The following is an 18,674-nucleotide window of genomic DNA, read 5'->3' as shown; positions in this document are numbered from 1 at the left end:
GCCACCAACCCGTGACCCGCCCCCTCGCCCGCGCGGGCCGAGGCCGTCAACCGGTCGACACCGCGCCGACCGGGGCCACTGACAGGTCCCGCAGGGTCAGTAGTACCGCAGGAGTGCGGTCTCGAGCTCGTCGGTGACCTCGACGTCATCGACCGCCCGGTAGTCGTGAGCACGGACGTGGTCGAGGAAATCGGGGTCGATCGGCAGACCGTGCGCGGCCAGGTGCCGAATCGAGTCGGTGCGCCAGACCCACACCCCGTCGGTCAACTCCCACTGTGGTTCGGCAGGAACCAGCGCCGGCCCGCGCCCGGCTCGTGTCCGCGCACCCTGGCGACGGAATCCGGCCTTCGAGCCACACCGACCGCGTCCACCGGGGCCATGACCGGTACACCGAGCCGGTCCGCGACGTGCTGCGCCCAGCCCACGTCGTTGCCGCTGTGGCAGGCCAGGGGCCGGATCGGCCAGCCGTCGGACGAACCGTGCACGACCACGTCATGGTGTCCCTCGTTGCGCACGTTGTCGCGCACCCGCCCCGGTCGTTGGCGAGGGAGTTGTCGTAGTCCTGCCCGTCGCCCGACATGGAGTCGACGCCGTCGTGGGAGGAGCCGGGCGCATCGGGGTCGCGGACGGTGGGGCATCGGTTCCGGTCCCGCCCGGTGTGGTGCCGGGACCGCAGTCGGCGCGACGACCGAGCTTGGCCGGCTTACCGCGACCTGCTCGCCGAGGACGAGTCGTTCGGCGACGAGTTCGCTGACACGCCGTCCGCCGAGGAGGTGCCCGCGGCGTTCGACGCGCTCTACGCGGCGGCCACCGCGCCGCTCGCCGCTGGCGTGCCGTGCCAGGCGGTGGACGTCCTCGCCTACTTCGCGGGCCTGACCGACAAGGCCGCTGCGAAGGTGGTGGGCCAGGCGAAGGAGCAGTACCCGGGTGCCATGCTCGACTGCGCGCTGAGCCAGCTGCGCGACGGCCAGGCGTCGACCTCGATCACCACGCTCGACCGGTTCATCCGGACCTTCCCGGACCACGGCGACCTGCCGCAGGCCCAGTCGGCGCGGATCGCCGCCCAGGTGGCCATCGGCACCGACGCGCAGGTGCAGGTGCCCGCGCCCCTCGGCACGGGCGGCCCGATCACGATCACCTTCTACAACACCGTCAACAGCTCGATCACCATCAAGCTGGCGGGCTCCACCGCGCACGAGTTCACCCTGCCGCCGTGCACGACCTGCCCGGAGTCCCACGCGCCCGGCACCGGTGCGGACGCCTGCAACTCGCCCGCCGGGGCGGCCCCTGTTCGCCGTCGGCCTGGGTGAGGGCACCCACCACCTGCTCGCCGAGTTCGAGCTCAGCGGTGAGCTGGTCAAGCAGTTCGACGCCACCGCCGGCGGGCCCGACCTGTACTGCCTGTACGTGGAGCGGAAGAACTGATCCGGGACACACCGCCGGACCCGGCGACAGGGTCCGGCGGTGTGCCTTCAGGCGGAGACGAAGGGCCTGGGCTCTAACGGGCGCCTGTGGTCACCGTCATCGCCAAGTGCTGTGATCGGGTCGGCGGATGATCCGCGTGGGCGGGCTAGAGCATCCGCAGGAACCGATGCGTCCTGTGCCACTGGTAGTACCGGTCGCGTTCCGGTGTCCACCAGGAGGTCCGTCGACCCTTCAGTCGCTCTTGGACCATCGCTTCGACCTCGGTGAACTCGGCAACCTTGGCGCTGATCATGATGTCACCGGCCGGACTCACGGACACATAGCCCCGCTCATACAGGGCGTCACAGCCGAAGACGCAAGCCAGCATGCCGACATTGTCGAAATCGAGCCGCTCCTCTTCGGAGCACTTCGCGCGCTTCTTGATGTGCGCCGCCACCAGCAGGCTCAGGGGCAGAGGTCTGTCGCAAAGGGCACAACGACCTCCGCCGATCTCGCCGAGACGTCGCTTGAACTGCTGCTGCTCCAAGCGGACGGCACCTTCGCGGGCACCGTCGGTAGGTCCGTCGAACGGCTGGTGCGGTGGTGGCAGCGCATCCGGCTCGAAGGTTCCTTCATCGAGGACTCCTTCATCCGGAAGGGCCAGGTTGCACAGCTCCCGCAGTCCTGCGGCCTTGCCCCCGTCGTAGATGTTGAAGCCCTGCACCACTGCGCGTGGGCCCCAGCCGAGCAGTGGACGCACTTCGTCGATCGGGATCTGCACCTGGCGCACGTCGGTCAAGGCATACATGTGCTCCCACGTCTGCGGCACCGGCCTGCGGTCGTAGGTCCACAAGCGGGCCGCCAGCGCACGGTTGTGCCAGCGCAAAGCCACCGTCCCGGCCAGGTACAGCACCCCTCGGCCGTAGAAGAGGACGAAGTCGCCTGCCCGCAGACGAGCCACTTTGCCCACGTTCGCATCACCGTCGCCGGGCGTCACGCCCCACATGCGCGCTCGTCCCTCGGGGAACAACCGATGCAAGTTCGACAGCACGGCCGGGTCCAACACATCGGCGTGGTCGTCGAAGACCACCGGCTTTTCGATGGTGTCCCTGTAGTGCTGCAGCACGTCGCCTTCGAGCGTTGCCGGTTGGAGGGCTACCCGCACCCGTCCACACCCCCCTGGTCAGCTTGGCAAGAAGACACCCGAAGGTGTGAAGCATCCGTCACCTGTCGTGGCTAGAAGGTGCGACTTCACCACAATGGGTGTCACACAGTAGGAGGTTACCTCTCACGCCGGGTGCGAGAAGTGGAGGGCACTTACCTCGTGCCGAGCGCTTCCGGATCGACGACCAAGAATCCGCAGGCAATTTGGTGGCACCCGTACAGGAGAAACTCACGGCTTGTGTTCCAGGAGGGCGCATGTGCCGGCCAAAGGGCGGGCTGATCGGGAGAGCAGGGCGTCGATCATTCGAGCCTGGGCGGTGTCGACGCCCGGTGGGCGCAGCACCCGCTGTCGGTCGGCGCGCCGGAGTTGCCGTTGACGTGTCCGGCCGGTTTGGGGTTTCCCGCTCCGGCAGCCGGCCGACGGAGCGGCGCTACCGGTTCACCCGCTCGACCTGGTCTTTCGCCGGTCCGTAACGGCCACGTTCTTCGGCGACGGCCGGCGTCCTGGTCTGGTCTCGAGGTGCGTCCACCTGATGCGCGACGCGGATGGGTACATCCCCAGCACGAACGCGTGCGCGCGGCGGACGCGCAGCGGTGAGGTTCCGCCGCACCCCGCCCCTCATCGGTGAGGGGCGGGGTCGGACAGCTAGCTGTACTGCCCTGAGAGGTTGTGGACACCGGGACACGTAGTCGGATGATGTTGGAATGAGGGAGGGCCTCCGGGTTCGGTGTGGATTGCGACGTCTACACCAAGCCGACGGAGGCCCTCGTGACCCACGCTAACGCACCGCTGACTCCGGTGGGCAGGCTGCGCTTGGCCCGGTGTGTCGTGGACGAGGGCTGGCCGTTGCGGCGGGCGGCCGAGCGGTTCCAGGTCTCGCCGAGCACCGCCGCCCGTTGGGCCGGCCGTTACCGCGAGCTGGGCGAGTCGGGCCTGGTCGACCGTTCCAGCCGACCGCACCGCAGCCCGCGCCGGCTGCCCACCCGCCGTGAACGCCGGATCGTGAAGGTCCGCCTGGCGCGGCGGTGGGGTCCGGCCCGCATCGCCTTCCTGCTGGGGCTCAACCCCTCCACGGTGCACCGGGTGCTGCGCCGTTTCGGCCTGGCCCGCCTGGCGCACCTGGACCGCGCCACCGGCCGGGTGATCCGACGTTACGAACACGTCGCACCCGGCGACCTGGTGCACGTCGACATCAAGAAGCTCGGCAACATCCCCGACGGCGGCGGCCATAAAGTCCACGGCCGGCGGGCCGGCGGGCGCAACAGCTCCGCCCACCGCGACCCGACCAGGCCGCGCAAGGTTCACGGCCGCCCCAACCTCGGCTACTCCTACCTGCACAACGCCGTGGACGACCACAGCAGGCTGGCCTACACCGAGATCCTGCCCGACGAGACCAAGGAAACCGCCAGCGCCTTCTGGACCCGGGCACAGGCGTTCTTCCAGGCGGCGGGGGTGGTGGTGAAGCGGGTGCTGACGGACAACGGCTCCTGCTACCGCTCACACCTGTGGCGAGACACCCTCACCGACGCGGGCATCACCCACAAACGCACCCGCGCCTACCGACCCCAGACCAACGGCAAGGTCGAACGCTTCAACCGAACCCTGCTCGACGAATGGGCCTACGCCGAGGCATACCGCAGCGAAACCGAACGACGAGCGGCACTGCCACGATGGCTGCACACCTACAATCACCACCGCGGCCACACCGCACTGGGCGGCCAACCACCCACCACCCGCGTCCCCAACCTCACAGGACAGAACAGCTAGCCGACGGTGATCGTGCCGTCCGCGGCCCGGGCGCAGGTCACGGCTCGGGTCGTGGCGGTGGCGGCGCCGGTGAGGCAGCGGCCGAGGGCGGTGTGGCCGGCGGCGTTCGGGTGCCACGACTCCTGGCACGTCTGGAAGTAGGTGACGCAGGTGTTGGCGATCCGCTGCACGTCCAGCTTGTCCTTGCCGGAGAGGCTGGTGACGAACGTGCCGCTCGGGCCGTCCTGGAGCCGGATGGGGGTGGCCAGCGAGTTGGCCGGGCTCCCGTCCTGCTCGCACAGCCGCGCGCCGTCGAACGCGCGTTGCACGTTGACGTAGACCAGGTCGGCTCCGGGGAACTCGGCGGACAGGGCCGCGTGCGCGCCCTGCACGACGGTGCCCAACCGGGCGGAGAACACGTGACCCGGGGCGAGGCTGGCGCGGTGCACCGGGCAGCCCGCGGCGTAGCGCTCGGCGCCCAGGTCGCGGAACTTGTCGCGGGTGTCGCTGCGGCCGTCCTCCTCGTGGTAGCGGGCGGCGAGGTCCAGCGGCAGGGGGTTGGTGTAGTCCTGGAAGACGATGCGGTGGCGGCCGTCGGCGTCGACCTGGGCGAGGGTGGTGAGCAGGGACCGCAGGGCGGCGGTGGTCTCGGCGGTGGCCGACGCGATCTCCGCCTCGGTGGCCAGGTCGGACACCGCGCACGGCTCCTGCGGCACCGGGCCGCCGAGGTAGGCCCAGAACTCCCACCACCCGGTCCAGGCGTCGGCGATGAAGCGGTTGGCGCACAGCGTGGCCACGTCGCCGAAGGTGAACGAGCTGTTGTTCGAGCCGAGGCCGACCAGGACCAGGTCGATGTCGTGGGTGGTGGCCACCGCGCGGAGCTGGTCGAGCTGGGAGGCGACGGCGCGCCCCTTGGTCCGGCTGCCCGACGGGTTGAGCACGTCGTGCGGCTGCCCGCCCGAGCAGGCGAGGTTGAACCTGGCCTGGATGCCGGGCAGGTCGGCCCGGTGCAGGGAGGCGTTGGCGGACCGGTGGCAGAAGAAGGCGTTGTCGTTCGGCGCGGACCAGCCCGGGAACCCCTGGAGCACGCCGTTGACGTCGGTCACCGGCTGGTAGGCGCCGGCGCCCTCGCCGCTGATGAAGCTGTCGCCGATCGCGACGGCGGCGGTGGGGAGCGCGGCGGCTGTCGGAGCGGGTTCGGCGGCAGCGGCGGTGACACCGGACCAGGCGAGGACGACGGCGAGCGCCGTCGTCAGCGCCGGGCGTCGAAGCAGGGGCATGACGACCTCCTCGTTGACGGCCGATCTGACGTGAAATTGGTTCACGTCGGTTGCCGGCGGTCAAGACCGAAGGAGAATCCCGGGACGTCGTTGACGAGGGCGCGTGGTCCGTGGGCGGTGGAGGGCGACGACGAGGACCTCAGGACCTTCGTGCCCGGGCGGCGGCTTCGGAGCACATCAGGAAGCTCACGGTGCGCACCGCGTCGTCGACGAGGTCCGGGTAGGCGCGGCGAACCGCGTGGTCGACCGCCCGCTCCATCCGGGTCCACTCGCTGTCCTTGTTCGAGTGGTTCCGGCCCGCTCGCCGATCAGGGGAGATCCCCATCCCGGCGCACGCCTGCTCGGCGGTCGCGATGACCCGCATGACCTCGGGCAGCAGGTCGGGATCGACGGCGTCGGGCTCGCGGGTCGGGATCCGCCCGCCGTGCAGGTAGCGGCCCGTGTACTTGAGGAGCGCCGCGTCGAGCGGGGTGAGTCGCACGCCGCGGCGGGCGCGGTCGCGGTCCGCGTCGTAGGTGTGGACGCGACGCCAGTCGGACTGCTCGGTCGCCGAACGCAGCGCGGCGAGCACCTGGCCGCGGTCGAGCATCCCGACGTCCGCGCCGTGCGCGATGAGCTGCCGCTTGTCCCACGGGATGTCCCGGAACAACGACTCGACGTCGTCGGGCGTGCCGAAGAGGACCGGGTCCAGCAGCGCGACCGCCGCGCGTTCGTCGAGGGGGCCACGGGTGCCGGCGGCCGTGCACAAGGGCAGGATCGCGCTCCACAGCAGCAAGTGCCGGGTCAGGTCGCCCCGGATCACGTCGAGGTGGGCCTCGGAGAGCGGGACGTGGAACGTGCGGGGGTCGTGGTTGGCGTCGGCCCCGGCGCCGAGTCGGAGCTCGAGCTCGCCGTCGACCCGGATCACCTGCGGGATCCAGCCGTTCTCCCGGGCGAAGAGGACTTCGCCCGCGCCCCCGGTCACGACCAGTGCCCCAGCTCGGCGTCGATGCGGGGGTCCGTGCGGACCCACACCTCGCCGGTCGCGGCCCCCGGTGGGGCGTCGACGCGCTGGAGTCCGAGCGTCCGGATCACCCCGAGGAGTTCGTCCCGGGCCTCGCCCGCCTCTTCGACGGTGTCGCCGTCGAAGAGGACGTAGTGCACGTCCCAGCGGTCGTTGTACCCGGAGTCGGCCCAGAGCCGGCAGAAGCGTTCGGTCGCCCTCCGGTCGAGTGGCGCGGGTTCCTCCTGCCCAGGGGTCGCGGCGAAGCCTCGCTCGATGGCTTCGGCGCTCCACCACTCCACTGACTCCGCGACCGCAGCGGGGGTGAAGTCCCCCATCGTCAGGAAGTTCTCGACCAGCCGGCCGACCCCGGTGTCCTCGATGCGCAGCTGTGCGGCCTGCAAGCGGGCCACCAGGCCGTCCGCCAGGGCGCAGGGACCGGAGAAGGTGAAGACGCCGGTGGCCGCGACCGAGGTGCCGCCGTCGGGATGCGGGACGTCGAGCGTCGTGCCCGTTCCCGGCACGTCCCTCACCAGAGCGAGGAGGTCGGGCGGCACGCCGTCGTACAGCGCCGCCTGCGCCTGCGGGTCGTCGGTGGCGTTGAGCGCGCTGGTGTGGTCGAAAGTCACCACCAGGCCGCGACCGCCCGCGGTGAACCAGGCGTTGACGGTGTCGCCGCCGCCGTTGCCGAAGCCGAAGCGCGTGACGTCGTCGACGGTGATCGGCTCCCGCCCGTCGACGCGGGTCAGGATCTCCAACCGACGGCGCAGTTCGCGCGGGTGGGTGCGGCGCAGCACGGAACCGTCGAACTCGACGCGGAGACGTGCCCGGCCGAGGGCTGCGGCGTCCGGCAGCCAGGGACCGTGGTCGTCGAGGGCGGTGAAGCCACCGTGGACGAACATGAGCACGTGCCTGCGGTGGGCGCCGTCGTTGCCGACGAGGCGGTACTCGGCCCGCGGGTCCTGCGTCCCCTTGACCCGGCAGACGGTCCCGGCGTCGAGTCGGAGCACCAGCGCCTCTTCGTTCTCCTCGTCCTCGATGCGGAACGACGAGTTGTCGTCACCGCGGTGTCGGGCGAGGAAGTCCTGGAACGCGTCGAGGGCGGACTGAGGACTGTCGGGGAGCCACTGCTGCGCGTTGCCTCTCCCGTCGCTGAAGGTCAGTGGTCGCATCGCCGTCCTCGGTGTGTTCGGTCGCGCCGGGGCGCACTGCGTCGGAGTCCGCAATTGTGCCTTGCGCGGCGGGGCCGGCGCGGGATGTCGTAGGTGGATCGGTTCCCGGGTGGTCGTCCGAGCGCGGACGGTGGTCGTGACGAGGCGGTGGGCGCTGTGGAGCAGAGCGCGGTGGCCTCGGCGGGCTCGCTCGTGGTTCAGGCGGGCGGGGACGTCGTGCTGGACATGGCCGGCGCCGGTGGGTCGGCGCCGGTGCCCCCGCCCGTGCCCGGACTCGTGCTGGGGCGTGCCGGGGAGGTCGCGTCGGTGGTGCGCGGGTGGTGCTCGCAGCGGTGGGTGGTGGTGTCCGGTGGGCCGGGCATGGGGAAGTCGACCCTGCTGGCCGCCGCTCTGGACGACCCGGCGGTGAAGGCGGCGTTCGGGTCGCGCCGGTTCCTGGTGTCCTGCGAGGGCGTCACGTCGGCCGGCGCGGTGATGGACAAGGCTGCGCTGGCCCTCGGTGTGCCGCTCGGCGAGCACGTGCGCAACCGGGTGCTCGAGTTCCTGGCCTCGGGCCCGGCGGTGGTGGTGTGGGACAACTTCGAGACCTTGACCGACACCGACCCGGCGGGCGCGGTGGAGCTGCTGGGCCAGCTGAGGGCGTTGGGCGGAGTGGCGGTGGGGGTGGGGTCACGCGGTGGTGTGCCCGCTGCGGGCGCCGGGGCGGTGAAGGTGCGCGTGGGGCCGTTGCCGGCGTCGGTGGCGGTCGAGCTGTTCCTGGAGGTGGCCGGCACGCACCTGCACCGGGACCCGCACCTGGCGTCGTTGGTGGCCGGCCTGGACGGGGGTGCCGCTGGCGATCACGCTGCTGGCCGGTCTCGCCGACACCACCGGAGCCCTGGGCGTGCTGGCGGCGGCGTGGCGGGCCACCCGCACCGACCTGCTCCACCACGGCGCCAGACCCGACCGCACGTCCAGCCTGCCCGTCTCGATCGAACTCTCCTGGGACCGCCTGGGTCCCGCCGCGCGCACCGCCCTGTCCGCCGCCGCGTTGCTGCCCGACGGGTGGCCCGCGGACCGGAGCGGGCTCTACCTGCCCGACGTCATGGCGGCGGGCCTGGTGGAGCTGGAGCAGCGCGCCATGATCCACCACGACGAGCACCGCCACCGCTGCCTCGCGCCCCTGCGCGAGCACGTCCGCGCCCACCACCCCGCCGGCCCGGACACCCTGCGCCTGCTCCTCGAACCCGCACGACGACTCACCACCCGCGCCGCGCGGATCGGGCTCGCCGACGGGGCACGGGCGGTCGCGGAGACGGTGCCGGAGTTCGGCAACCTCGTCGACCTGATCCGCACGGCCCTGCCCACGATCCCCGACTACGCCACCCTCGTGCCCGACCTGCTGGACTTCCAGCGGTGCACCGGCCTCGGCGACCACCACCTCGGGCACCACGCCCTCGGCCACACCGCCGACCCCGCACTGCGGGCCCGCACCACGCGGGCCCTCGCCCAGCTGCACTTCACCCGCGGCGACCACGCCCACGCCCGAGCCCTGCACGGCCGGGCCCTGCCGCTGTCCAGGCAGGTGGGTGATGTGCTGGGTGAAGCCGACACCTTGAAGGACCTCGGCAACATCGCGTTCATCGAGTCCGACGACGCCGCCGCCCGTGCCCTGTACGACCAAGCGCTGCCGCTGTACCGGCAGGTCGGCTCGGTGTTGGGCGAGGCCAACACGCTGGTGAACCTCGGCCGGCTCTCGTTCCGCGAGTCGGCCAACGGCACCGCCCGCGCCCGCTACGACCAGGCGCTGCGGCTGTTCAAGCGGTTGGGTGACGTGCAGGGTGAAGCCAACACGCTGAAGGACCTCGGCAACATCGCGTTCATCGAGTCGGACGACGCCGCCGCCCGTGCCCTCTACGACCGGGCTTTGCCGCTGTACCGGCAGGTCGGTTCGGTGCTGGGCGAGGCCAACACCCTGAGCCGGCTCGGCGACATCGCGTTCGACGAGTCGGACGACGCCACCGCCCGCGTCCGGTACGACCAGGCCTTGCCGTTGTTCAAGCGGGTGGGTGACGTGCTGGGTGAAGCGAACACCCTCAACGGGCTGGGCCGGATCGCGTTCCGCCAATCGGACAACGCCGCCGCCGGCGCCCTCTACCGCCAGGCGTTGGAGCTCTACGAGTCGATCCACGACCGCTACTCCCAGGCCTGGACCCACGCCCACCTCACCCACGTCACCACCGACGCGCGGCGTGCGCACCACGTGCGCGCCATGAACCGCTTGGCGGCCCGGCTCGACGTGCCCGGCCTTCACGACCGACTCCGCGGTTTCACCAGGGGGATCGCCGCCGGCGTGGTGCGTGGTGGTGGCGGCGGCGATCCCTCCTGGTAGGCGTTACAGGGTCAGGCTCCAGCGGTCGAGGTCGCCGGGGCCCACCCAGATGACGTTGTGCACCCGCAGCTGCCAGGTGCCGTCACGGGACTCGCGGGACAGGTCGACGGTGAACGAGCCGCCGGGGTCCGCCAGCGTGCTCACGCGCTGGTGCTGGAGGCGGTAGGCGGTGCCGTCGGGGGCGATCAGGTCCAGCGTGATGATGGAGTACATCAGGTTCTTGAAGTGCACCTCGACCTGCGAGGTGGAGCGGGCGTCACCGGCGCAGCCCGTGACGGTGAGGCTCACGGTCACCGGCGGGGTGCGGGTGACGATCGGGGTGTCGGTGTCGTCGATCCGGGTGGCGCAGCCGGTCGGCGGCTCGGGCACCGGCGCGTAGGGGGCGGCGGTGTGGCGGGCCGAGTGCAGCAGCATGGGCAGCGCCTTGGGCCAGAAGAACCCGTCCTGGCAGGAGTGGGCGGGGAAGAAACCGCCGCACGCCTGCTCCGGCGGCGGGCCCATCTCCCACACGAAGGAGGCGACGCCGAGGTCGTCGTAGACCCAGTCGTCGGTGGTGCCGGACGCGGAGTAGAGCACCTGGCCGGACTGCCCGTACTGCCAGCCGGGGCCCGCCAGCTCGGCCAACCGCTGTGCGAGGTCGCGCAGCGGGGCGTCGTTGCCGGTGCGCCGGTCGGGCGCGCCGCCGCTCCACGGGAACAGCACGTAGTTGCCGTAGCTGTGCAGCGACAGCACGAGACCCGTCGTGTCGGTGGGCGCGGGCTGGGCGGGATCGGCCGCACGGCGGTCGCGGTACAGGGAACGCCACAGCGCTTGCAACGCCTGGGTTTCCGGCTCCGACGCGGGCCCGGTGCCGCGGTAGGTCTGGTCGCACTGCCCGTCGGAGGCGTTCTGCAGACCCCAGTTCGAGCCGGTGTTGCGGTTGAGGTCGACCCCGTGGTGGCTGTGCGACACCGTGCCGCAGGTGGTGCCCTGGTGGTCGGTGTCGTTGCCGTTCTTGCGGTGCGAGACGGGCGAGTCACCGCCTTGTTGGACGTTCTGCACGCCGTCGGGGTTGGCGACGGGCACCACCCAGAACTCGGTGGTGTCCAACAGGGCGGCGACCTCCGGGTCGGTGCTGCCGACGAGGTGGTCGATCCAGCGCCAGGCGACCTCGCCGGTGGTCAGCTCGCGGGAGTGGAGCTGACCCATGACGAAGAAACGGGGTTTGGGCGCGTCGGGGGTGAGCGCGCAGTCACCGGTGCGCTTGCGGGTGATGCAGATGGCGAGCAGGTCGTGCCCGCCGCGGTTCCGGGTCTTCCGCCAGGAGTCGCCGTAGTCGACGACGGTGGCGAGGTCGGGGTGGTCGCGGGCGACCTGGTCCAGGTGCTGCCGGTGGGCGTCGACCGTGTGGTAGCCGCCGAAGAAGGTGTCGGCGGTGGCCGTGAACCCGGCGGACGGCTCGGGCAGCACCTGGTCGACGGTGGCGGTGAACCCGGCCCGTTCGAGCGCGACGCCCGTGGTCGAGTCGCCCAGCACGAACAGGCTGTCGCCTTCGCGGTGCTCCATCACGTCGAAGCCGCCGGCGAACAGCGCCTGCTCGGCGCCCAGCGGGGCGTGCACCTCGTAGAGGAGGTCTCGGTCGTCCGGGGACGCTGCCGCCGGACCGGTGGCCACGAGCGCGGCGGCCACGCACAACAGGGCGAGCCGTGATCGGTTTCGCTTCATCGGATCCTTCCTGGGCAGGGGAGCGGCGGTCCGATCACCTTCCCAGCCCCTGCGGGCGCGGAAGCTGTCGATCACGACAGGAACGCGAAATCTGCCCTTAAGGACCTCGTGGCCGGTGGCGGCCGGCGGCGCGGTGATGCCGGACCGGTGGGTTACCGTTGGCGAGTGGACAGGGCCGGTGATGACGCCGCCTTATGGCGCAACAAGGTCGATGCCGAGTCCGTCGGGATCGCGGTGCAGGCGGGGCGGATCACGGGTGGCGTCCACATCTCGGTTCCCAGGCACCCGCCGGGTAGGCCCGCGCAGTTGCCGAAAGGGCCTCCGTCATTTGTCGGGCGGTCCGCGGAGCTGCGGTGGCTCGAACAGGTGGTTGCCGACGGGCACGCGCCGTACGTGAGCGGTATCGGTGGGACGGGCAAGACGGGGCTCCTCCTGCACTGGGCGCACTCGCGTCGGGACCGGTACGAAGACGGCCAGTTGTACGTGGACCTGCGCGGTCCCGACGCGTCGGCGGTCCGACCGACGGTCGGCGCCGTGCTCCGCCGCTTCCTGGAGGCGCTCGGCGAGCCGGACGAGTCGATCCCCCGGGATCCGGACGAGCTCGGCAAGCACTACCGGACGGTTCTCGGCCGGCGGAGGGTGCTGGTCTTCGCGGACAACGCGGAGTCCCCGGAGCAGATCCGGGCGTTGCTGCCGGGCTCGTCGCACGCCACGTTGATCGCGGCCGGTCGGGCCCACCTGGACGGCCTGCGGATCAGCGGGTTCAGCCTGCGACGGCTGGACGCGCTGAGCGTCGTCGAGGCGGGCGCCCTGTTCGAGCGGTCGCTGCCCGAGGGCGACGACCGGCTGGTGGCCGAGCCCGCAGCCGTGGCCGAGATCGCCCGGCGCTGCGGGCAGTGGCCGTTGCCGCTGCTGATCGCGGCCGGGCGTGCGATCGACCGCCCGACCTTGTCGCTGTCCGCCCTCGCCCGGGAGCTGGCGGCCCGAGGACTTGAGGCGATGAAGACGAAGGACGGCTCGGAGAGCGTGCGCGAGGTGCTCGCCAACTCGGCCGCGGCACTCGCCGACGAGGCACGTGAGGTCTTCGGGTTGCTGGCCGTGAGCCCCGGGCAGGACCTCCACGTGACCGCCTTGGCGGCCCTCGCCGACCGTCCCGCGAACGACATCGTCCCGCTGCTGGACAGCCTGGAGACGATGAATCTCGTCCAGTGGGTCGACGAGGGCCGCTACCGGATGCACGACCTGGTCCGCCTGTACGCCCGGGAGTCGGCCGGTGGGGACGACGCCGCACTCCGACGTCTCGTCGACCACTACCTGAGCACCGCGCGGGCGGCGGACCTCCTGCTGTCCCCGTACAAGACGGCGTCCGCCACCGACGGTCCGGCCGCCGGCATCGACGCATCCGACGTGCTGCCGTGGTTCGGCGCGGAACACCGCAACCTGCTGGCCGTGCAGCAGGAGGCCCTGCGGCGCAAGTGGTACGAGCGGGCCTGGAGCCTGGCCTGGCACCTCACGGACTTCCAGCGCTGGCAGGGACGCCTGCACGACTACTACGACACGTGGACGACCGCCCTGGAAGCCGCACGAGGCCTGGGTGACCGTCACCGCCTGGCCTGGGCGCACCGGCAGATGGGGCAGGCGTGCTCCCGGCTGGGCCGGTTCGACGAGGCCGAGGACCGGCTCCGCGCGGCCATCGGCCTGGCCCGCGGCGTCGACCTGTCGTGCGAAGCCGCCACGCTGCGCACGCTCTCCCGCAACTCTTCCCGCCGCGGCCGGCACGGTCAAGCGGTCGTCCACGCGCTCGAAGCCCTGGACCGGTATCGGAGGCTCGGGAACCCGTTGAGGACCGCGCTCGGTCTCACGACCGCGGCCTGGGCGCAGGCGGGAGTGGGCAATCACGTGGAGGCCCGGAACTTCGGCGTGGAGTCGATGCGGATGCAGCGCCTGCACGGCAACCGGTACGGCGTTGCGGAGGCGGCGGCCTGCCTCGGGTACGTGGACCACATGACCGGTCGCCACGACCGTGCCGTGGCGCATTACCAGGAGGCGGTGGCGGGCTTCCGGTTCCTGCAGAACACCTACAAGGAAGCCGACGCCACGGCGAGCCTCGGAGATGCTTACGCCGCCGTGGACGTGGCTGCGGCGACAACGCAGTGGCGACGGGCGCTCAGCCTCTATGCCGCGCAGAACCGCACCGCTCAAGCCGAGCTTGTCTCCGCCAGACTGGGCTGACCCGAGGCTCCGGTGGGACCGCACTCCGGGTGCGCGGGTCCGGGTTCCCGGACGTGTCCAGGTGGGGCATCGGCAGTTGTTGCCCGGCCGGCGGCGGTTGCTTATTCTGCGCGGGACGCGGGCATTGTTTCTGCCGCGACCACTTCACCGGGGGGAATTTCGTGCGCACTTTCCGTGGCGCCAGAGCCTGCGCCGCCGCGCTTCTCGTGGGGACGACGCTGGTGGTGGGGGCGCCGGCAGCGGTCGCGGCGGGGCCGCCGGTTGCGCCGCACACGGCTCTGACGGTGCACTTCGAAGGCTGGGACGTGGACGGGAGCTTCTCCTACGAGCCGTCCCGCAGCACGGTCAACGTCTACCAGCAGACGGCCAACGGGTACGCGTTGTCGATGCACGGGTACGTCACCGGCCACTGGCACCACTTCGACGTCTCGCCGCCGAACGGGACGCGGTTCGAGGCGGGCCGGTCGTACCCGACGGCGACGTCCTACTCGCCGCTGGACTCGATCACGGTGTTCAACATCAGCGGCGACGGGCGGGGGTGTGCGGCGCCCGGGCCCGGCTCGGGCACGCTCGACGTCCACGAGGTCGGCTACGACGAGGCCACCGGCCAGTTCACCACGTTCGCGGCCGACTACTCGATGCGGTGCGCCAACCCCGACCGCACGGCCAAGGGCCAGATCAGGTTCCGGTCGGCCCTCGACTACCGGGCCGTCGACAGCTGGGACTACCAGCTCCGGTTCGGCGACCAGCCGTGGGGGCGGACGGGCACGCCGATGGAGGTGCCGGTCGAGGTCAACGGCACCCTGCCGTCGACCTTCGGCACGGCGGCGTTGTCGGGCGCGAACCCCGGCTCGTTCCGGATCACGGCGGACACCTGCTCGGGCAGAACCCTCTCCTACGGGCAGAAGTGCTCGCTGACCGTCACGCCGTCGGCCTTCGGGAAGGGCGAGCAGACGGCGCTGCTGACCCTGCCGGAGGACTCCTTCGGCGGCTCGGTCAGGCGCCTGCTGAAGCTGAACGGCTACGACGCCCGCGGTGACCGGGGCACCTACTTCCCGGTGACGCCTCACCGCGTGCTGGACACCCGTTCGGGTCAGGGCGCGCCGCGGGCCGTGGTCGGTTCCGGCCAGTCGCTGCGCCTGCAGCTGACGGGCCAGGGCGGGGTGCCGGTCGAGGCGTCCACGGTCGTGCTGAACGTGACCGTCACCGAGCCGTCCGGCGCGGGCCACATCTCCGTCTACCCGACCGGTGTGGCGCGGCCGACGGTGTCGTCGTTGAACTACACGCGGGGGTGGACCGGGGCGAACTCGGTGACGGTGAAGGTGGGCGCGGACGGCGCGGTCACCCTGTACAACCACGGCGCGGCCGTGCACCTCGTCGCCGACATCAACGGCTTCTACTCCAAGGGCCGGCCGAGCTACCAGGGCGGGCAGTACCAGCCGTTGGCGAGCCCGGTGCGCCTGGCCGACACCCGCGAGTGGGGCATCGGCCGGCTCCCGGCGGGCTACTTCGTCACCGTGCCCGCGTCGTGGGACTCCTCCACCAACTGGACGGTCCGCGCCTTCGCGGTCAACATCACCGTCACCGACACGCGTGCGCCGGGCTACGTCACCGCCTGGAACGGCTGGGGCCCGGGCCTGCCCGCCACGTCCACGTTGAACTACGGGGCCGACAACACCGTGACGAACTTCGCGGTCGTGCCGACCATGAGGTGTTCCGACTGCGGTGGGTCGAACGCGCCGTCCATCGGCGTGTACACCAGCCAGGACAGCCACGTCATCGTGGACATCGTGGGCTTCTACGACGACAGCACGTTGCCGGGTGGGTTGCGCTTCGAGCCGGTCGTGCCCGAGCGGATCACCGACACGCGCGAGGGCCTGGGCTGGTCGTCCGCGCTCGGCCACGGCGCCACGGCGACGATCGTCGCGCCGGGTTCGGTCGCGGGCGCCGCGACGTGGGCGTTGGCGACCAACGTCACCGCGGTCGCGCCGACCGCGTCCACGTTCCTGACGGTGTGGCCGGCGGGGTACACCGGGCTGGAGCGGCCCGAGACGTCCAACCTCAACCCGTCCGCCGGGGCGATCGTGCCGAACGCGGTGCAGACGATGATCGGCCCGGAGAACGGGTTCCACGTCTACAACAACCACGGCTCGACCCACGTCCTGGTGGACGTCGTCGGCACGTTCTTCCTGGACGGGCCGACGTCCTCGGCCTCGACCGCGTCGGTCCGGGCTCCGCTGCCCACCCCGAAGGCGGTGCCCCTGAACCGCCCCCACCGGGCGTAGTCGCGGGCCGATCGCCCTCGTGCCGGCCGATGCCGCACACGCACCTCTGGTCGCGTGTGCGGCATCGGCTTCCTGGTGGGTGGGCAGTGGGTGAGCGTCCCCGTGCCCCCACCGCGGCAACGCGTCCGTGAGGCCGCACTCGGCGTCGAGCAGCTCACCGCGCGGGCGGTGGTCACGGGTCGTCGGCTGCGGGGTGCCGAATCCGTCGGGGCGCGGCGCAGGACTCGATCGCGGCTCGGGCCGGCGCGTGGTGCGCGGCATTGTGGTGGGCGTATCGTCGGGACGTGTTCGGGTAGCGTCGGCGAAGTGGCGGCATGGCGGTTAGCGGCGCTAAAGTTTAGCAGTTCCAGCGTTGGCGCGACGGTGCTGCGGGCTCGGCGGGGCGAGTGGTCTGACCTGGGCGGTTGTGGGTCGGTGGAGCTAAATTTTCGGCGTTGTTTTTAGCAGTCCACAATGTGTCGCAGTTGGTCGACTGATTACCGGGCGAAACTTTTTCGTCGCGTCTTGACCGCGCGGAAATCATCCTTCACAGTCTGGTGAATGCGATCGGCACCCGCGGCAGTGGCGCCTCAGTCCGTGCGCCCCTTTTCGGTCCTCGAGTCGTCCACGCCGACGTAATCGTCGTTCGTTCAGAGGGCACGTGATGGACCACTCGGCGCAAGCGGTCGTCCGAGCGTGCCCGTGCCGCGGTTTGTCCCCCACCTCGACGAAGAGGAGCCCGCCCATGGCCGGATCAGGCCATCACCCGACCACCGCCGACCCACGTGCCCCCAGACGGCGCGCGATCGGCGTCACCGCCGTCGTCGCCGTGCTGCTCGGCGGGCTCGTGGCGGCGTTCAGCGCGGCGCCCGCGTCGGCGGCGACCGTCGACACGAACGCCTGGTACGTGCTGGTGAACCGCAACAGCGGCAAGGCGTTGGACGTCTACAACCTGGCCACGAACGACGGCGCCCGCATCACCCAGTGGACCCGCAACGACGGCAACCAGCAGCAGTGGCAGTTCGTCGACTCCGGCGGCGGCTACTACCGGGTGAAGTCGCGGCTGTCGGGCAAGGTGCTGGACGTCTACAACTTCTCCACCGCCGACGGCGCCAACATCGTGCAGTGGGCCGACGGCAACGGCACCAACCAGCAGTTCCGGCTCGCCGACTCCGACGGCGGCTACGTGCGCCTGGTCAACCGCAACAGCAACAAGGCGGTCGAGGTGCAGGGCGCGTCCACCGCCGACGGCGGCAACGTCGTGCAGTACAGCGACTGGGGCGGCGCCAACCAGCAGTGGCAGCTCGTCCGCGTCGGCGGCGGGACGAACCCGACGACCACCACCACCACGACCTCGAACCCCGGCACGTGCTCGCTGCCGTCGACCTACCGCTGGTCGTCGACCGGGTCGTTGGCGAACCCGAGGTCCGGGTGGGTCTCGCTCAAGGACTTCACCTACGTGCCCTACAACGGCAAGCACCTGGTCTACGGCACCACGCACGACATGGGCTCGTCGTGGGGGTCGATGAACTTCGGGCTGTTCACCAACTGGTCGGACATGGCCTCGGCGCCGCAGCAGGCCATGAACTCCGGCACCGTCGCGCCCACGCTGATCTACTTCGCCCCGAAGAACATCTGGGTGCTCGCCTACCAGTGGGGCGGGACCGCGTTCACCTACCGCACCTCCAGCGACCCCACCAACCCCAACGGCTGGTCCTCGCCGCAGGTGCTGTCGACGGCGAGCATCTCCGGCTCCGGCACCGGGCCGATCGACCAGACCCTCATCGGCGACGGCCAGAACATGTACCTGTTCTTCGCCGGCGACAACGGCAAGATCTACCGCCAGGTCATGCCCCTGGGCAACTTCCCCGGCAGCTTCGGCTCCTCCTACACGACCATCATGAGCGACACCACGAACAACCTGTTCGAGGCGCCCGAGGTCTACAAGGTCCAGGGCCAGAACCAGTACCTGATGATCGTCGAGGCCATCGGCTCCAACGGCCGCTACTTCCGGTCCTTCACCTCCAGCAGCCTCAGCGGCTCCTGGACCCCGCAGGCCGCCACCGAGTCCAACCCCTTCGCCGGCAAGGCCAACAGCGGCGCGAGCTGGACCAACGACATCAGCCACGGCGACCTCATCCGCACCACCGCCGACCAGACCAAGACCATCAACCCCTGCAACCTGCAACTGCTCTACCAGGGCCGCGACCCTCGCTCCAACGGCGTGGACTACGGCCTGCTGCCCTACCGACCGGGCGTGCTGACGCTCCAGCGCTGATCGCCTGACGCGAAGTCGACTCGAACCGGGCCGGCGCTCCACCCCTCACCGGGTGGGGCGCCGGCCCTTCGCGCAC

Annotated in this window: 15 protein-coding genes; 7 read left to right on the top strand and 8 right to left on the bottom strand. The window is 71.2% G+C overall.

What is annotated here, in order from left to right:
- Positions 1-96: 96 nt before the first annotated feature.
- Both EDD40_RS41645 and EDD40_RS12280 read right to left on the bottom strand, forming a co-directional pair.
- Entirely contained in the window at positions 97-267 is a 171-nt protein-coding gene (locus tag EDD40_RS41645; RefSeq protein ID WP_170185042.1) for a hypothetical protein, read from the bottom strand.
- Positions 264-527, bottom strand: coding sequence for a hypothetical protein (locus EDD40_RS12280; RefSeq protein WP_123743020.1), 264 nt, complete (start codon positions 525-527; stop codon positions 264-266). Before EDD40_RS12280 ends, EDD40_RS41645 begins: the two co-directional genes overlap by 4 nt.
- Positions 528-629: 102 nt before the next feature.
- Here EDD40_RS12280 and EDD40_RS12275 point away from each other — a divergent pair, with 102 nt between their 5' ends.
- Positions 630-1,310: an outer membrane protein assembly factor BamD gene (locus tag EDD40_RS12275; protein ID WP_148088769.1), complete on the top strand. Its 681-nt coding sequence runs from the start codon at positions 630-632 to the stop codon at positions 1,308-1,310.
- Positions 1,252-1,425 (top strand): hypothetical protein, encoded by a 174-nt coding sequence (locus EDD40_RS41640; protein WP_170185041.1) that lies wholly within the window; start codon positions 1,252-1,254, stop codon positions 1,423-1,425. The genes EDD40_RS12275 and EDD40_RS41640 overlap by 59 nt, the downstream gene beginning before the upstream one ends.
- Before the next feature lie 145 nt (positions 1,426-1,570).
- Here EDD40_RS41640 and EDD40_RS12270 read toward each other — a convergent pair whose 3' ends face one another.
- On the bottom strand, positions 1,571-2,569 hold the full coding sequence (locus EDD40_RS12270) for a hypothetical protein (protein ID WP_123743018.1): 999 nt from the start codon (positions 2,567-2,569) through the stop codon (positions 1,571-1,573).
- Between the two features lie 768 nt (positions 2,570-3,337).
- Between EDD40_RS12270 and EDD40_RS12265 the strand changes: the two genes are divergently transcribed.
- Complete coding sequence (locus tag EDD40_RS12265) at positions 3,338-4,336, top strand: IS481 family transposase (protein ID WP_123747970.1); 999 nt, start codon at positions 3,338-3,340, stop codon at positions 4,334-4,336.
- Here the strand turns inward: EDD40_RS12265 and EDD40_RS12260 are convergent.
- The 4 genes from EDD40_RS12260 to EDD40_RS12245 all read right to left on the bottom strand — a co-directional run bounded on the left by EDD40_RS12260 (position 4,333) and on the right by EDD40_RS12245 (position 8,522).
- Entirely contained in the window at positions 4,333-5,595 is a 1,263-nt protein-coding gene (locus tag EDD40_RS12260) for an SGNH/GDSL hydrolase family protein (protein ID WP_123743017.1), read from the bottom strand. The genes EDD40_RS12265 and EDD40_RS12260 overlap by 4 nt on opposite strands.
- 139 nt (positions 5,596-5,734) lie before the next feature.
- Positions 5,735-6,559, bottom strand: a complete 825-nt coding sequence (locus tag EDD40_RS12255) for a DUF6357 family protein (protein ID WP_123743016.1) — start codon at positions 6,557-6,559, stop codon at positions 5,735-5,737.
- On the bottom strand, positions 6,556-7,749 hold the full coding sequence (locus EDD40_RS12250) for a DUF6357 family protein (RefSeq protein WP_123743015.1): 1,194 nt from the start codon (positions 7,747-7,749) through the stop codon (positions 6,556-6,558). The genes EDD40_RS12255 and EDD40_RS12250 overlap by 4 nt, the downstream gene beginning before the upstream one ends.
- A 197-nt stretch (positions 7,750-7,946) precedes the next feature.
- Positions 7,947-8,522, bottom strand: coding sequence for a hypothetical protein (locus EDD40_RS12245; RefSeq protein ID WP_123743014.1), 576 nt, complete (start codon positions 8,520-8,522; stop codon positions 7,947-7,949).
- Positions 8,523-8,575: 53 nt separating this feature from the next.
- Between EDD40_RS12245 and EDD40_RS12240 the strand changes: the two genes are divergently transcribed.
- Entirely contained in the window at positions 8,576-10,120 is a 1,545-nt protein-coding gene (locus tag EDD40_RS12240) for a tetratricopeptide repeat protein (RefSeq protein WP_123743013.1), read from the top strand.
- Between the two features lie 3 nt (positions 10,121-10,123).
- On the opposite strand, the gene EDD40_RS12235 is transcribed toward EDD40_RS12240, so the two are convergent.
- Positions 10,124-11,824 (bottom strand): M14 family zinc carboxypeptidase, encoded by a 1,701-nt coding sequence (locus tag EDD40_RS12235; protein WP_170185040.1) that lies wholly within the window; start codon positions 11,822-11,824, stop codon positions 10,124-10,126.
- 393 nt (positions 11,825-12,217) lie between these two features.
- Between EDD40_RS12235 and EDD40_RS12230 the strand changes: the two genes are divergently transcribed.
- The 3 genes from EDD40_RS12230 to EDD40_RS12220 all read left to right on the top strand — a co-directional run bounded on the left by EDD40_RS12230 (position 12,218) and on the right by EDD40_RS12220 (position 18,598).
- Positions 12,218-14,056: a tetratricopeptide repeat protein gene (locus EDD40_RS12230; protein ID WP_123743012.1), complete on the top strand. Its 1,839-nt coding sequence runs from the start codon at positions 12,218-12,220 to the stop codon at positions 14,054-14,056.
- Positions 14,057-14,340: 284 nt separating this feature from the next.
- Positions 14,341-16,341 (top strand): hypothetical protein, encoded by a 2,001-nt coding sequence (locus EDD40_RS12225; RefSeq protein ID WP_123743011.1) that lies wholly within the window; start codon positions 14,341-14,343, stop codon positions 16,339-16,341.
- Between the two features lie 724 nt (positions 16,342-17,065).
- Positions 17,066-18,598: a non-reducing end alpha-L-arabinofuranosidase family hydrolase gene (locus tag EDD40_RS12220; protein WP_123743010.1), complete on the top strand. Its 1,533-nt coding sequence runs from the start codon at positions 17,066-17,068 to the stop codon at positions 18,596-18,598.
- Positions 18,599-18,674: the final 76 nt, after the last annotated feature.

The organism is Saccharothrix texasensis, assembly GCF_003752005.1.
GTDB classification, from domain to species: Bacteria; Actinomycetota; Actinomycetes; order Mycobacteriales; family Pseudonocardiaceae; genus Actinosynnema; species Actinosynnema texasense.
This window is presented reverse-complemented; position numbering and strand designations above follow the sequence as displayed.

Bases quoted from the DNA above. Each gene is read 5' to 3' on its own strand.
- EDD40_RS12260 (WP_123743017.1), bottom strand. From the start codon at position 5,595: ATGCCCCTGCTTCGACGCCCGGCGCTGACGACGGCGCTCGCCGTCGTC.
- EDD40_RS12250 (WP_123743015.1), bottom strand. From the start codon at position 7,749: ATGCGACCACTGACCTTCAGCGACGGGAGAGGCAACGCGCAGCAGTGG.
- EDD40_RS12235 (WP_170185040.1), bottom strand. From the start codon at position 11,824: ATGAAGCGAAACCGATCACGGCTCGCCCTGTTGTGCGTGGCCGCCGCG.
- EDD40_RS12220 (WP_123743010.1), top strand. From the start codon at position 17,066: ATGGCCGGATCAGGCCATCACCCGACCACCGCCGACCCACGTGCCCCC.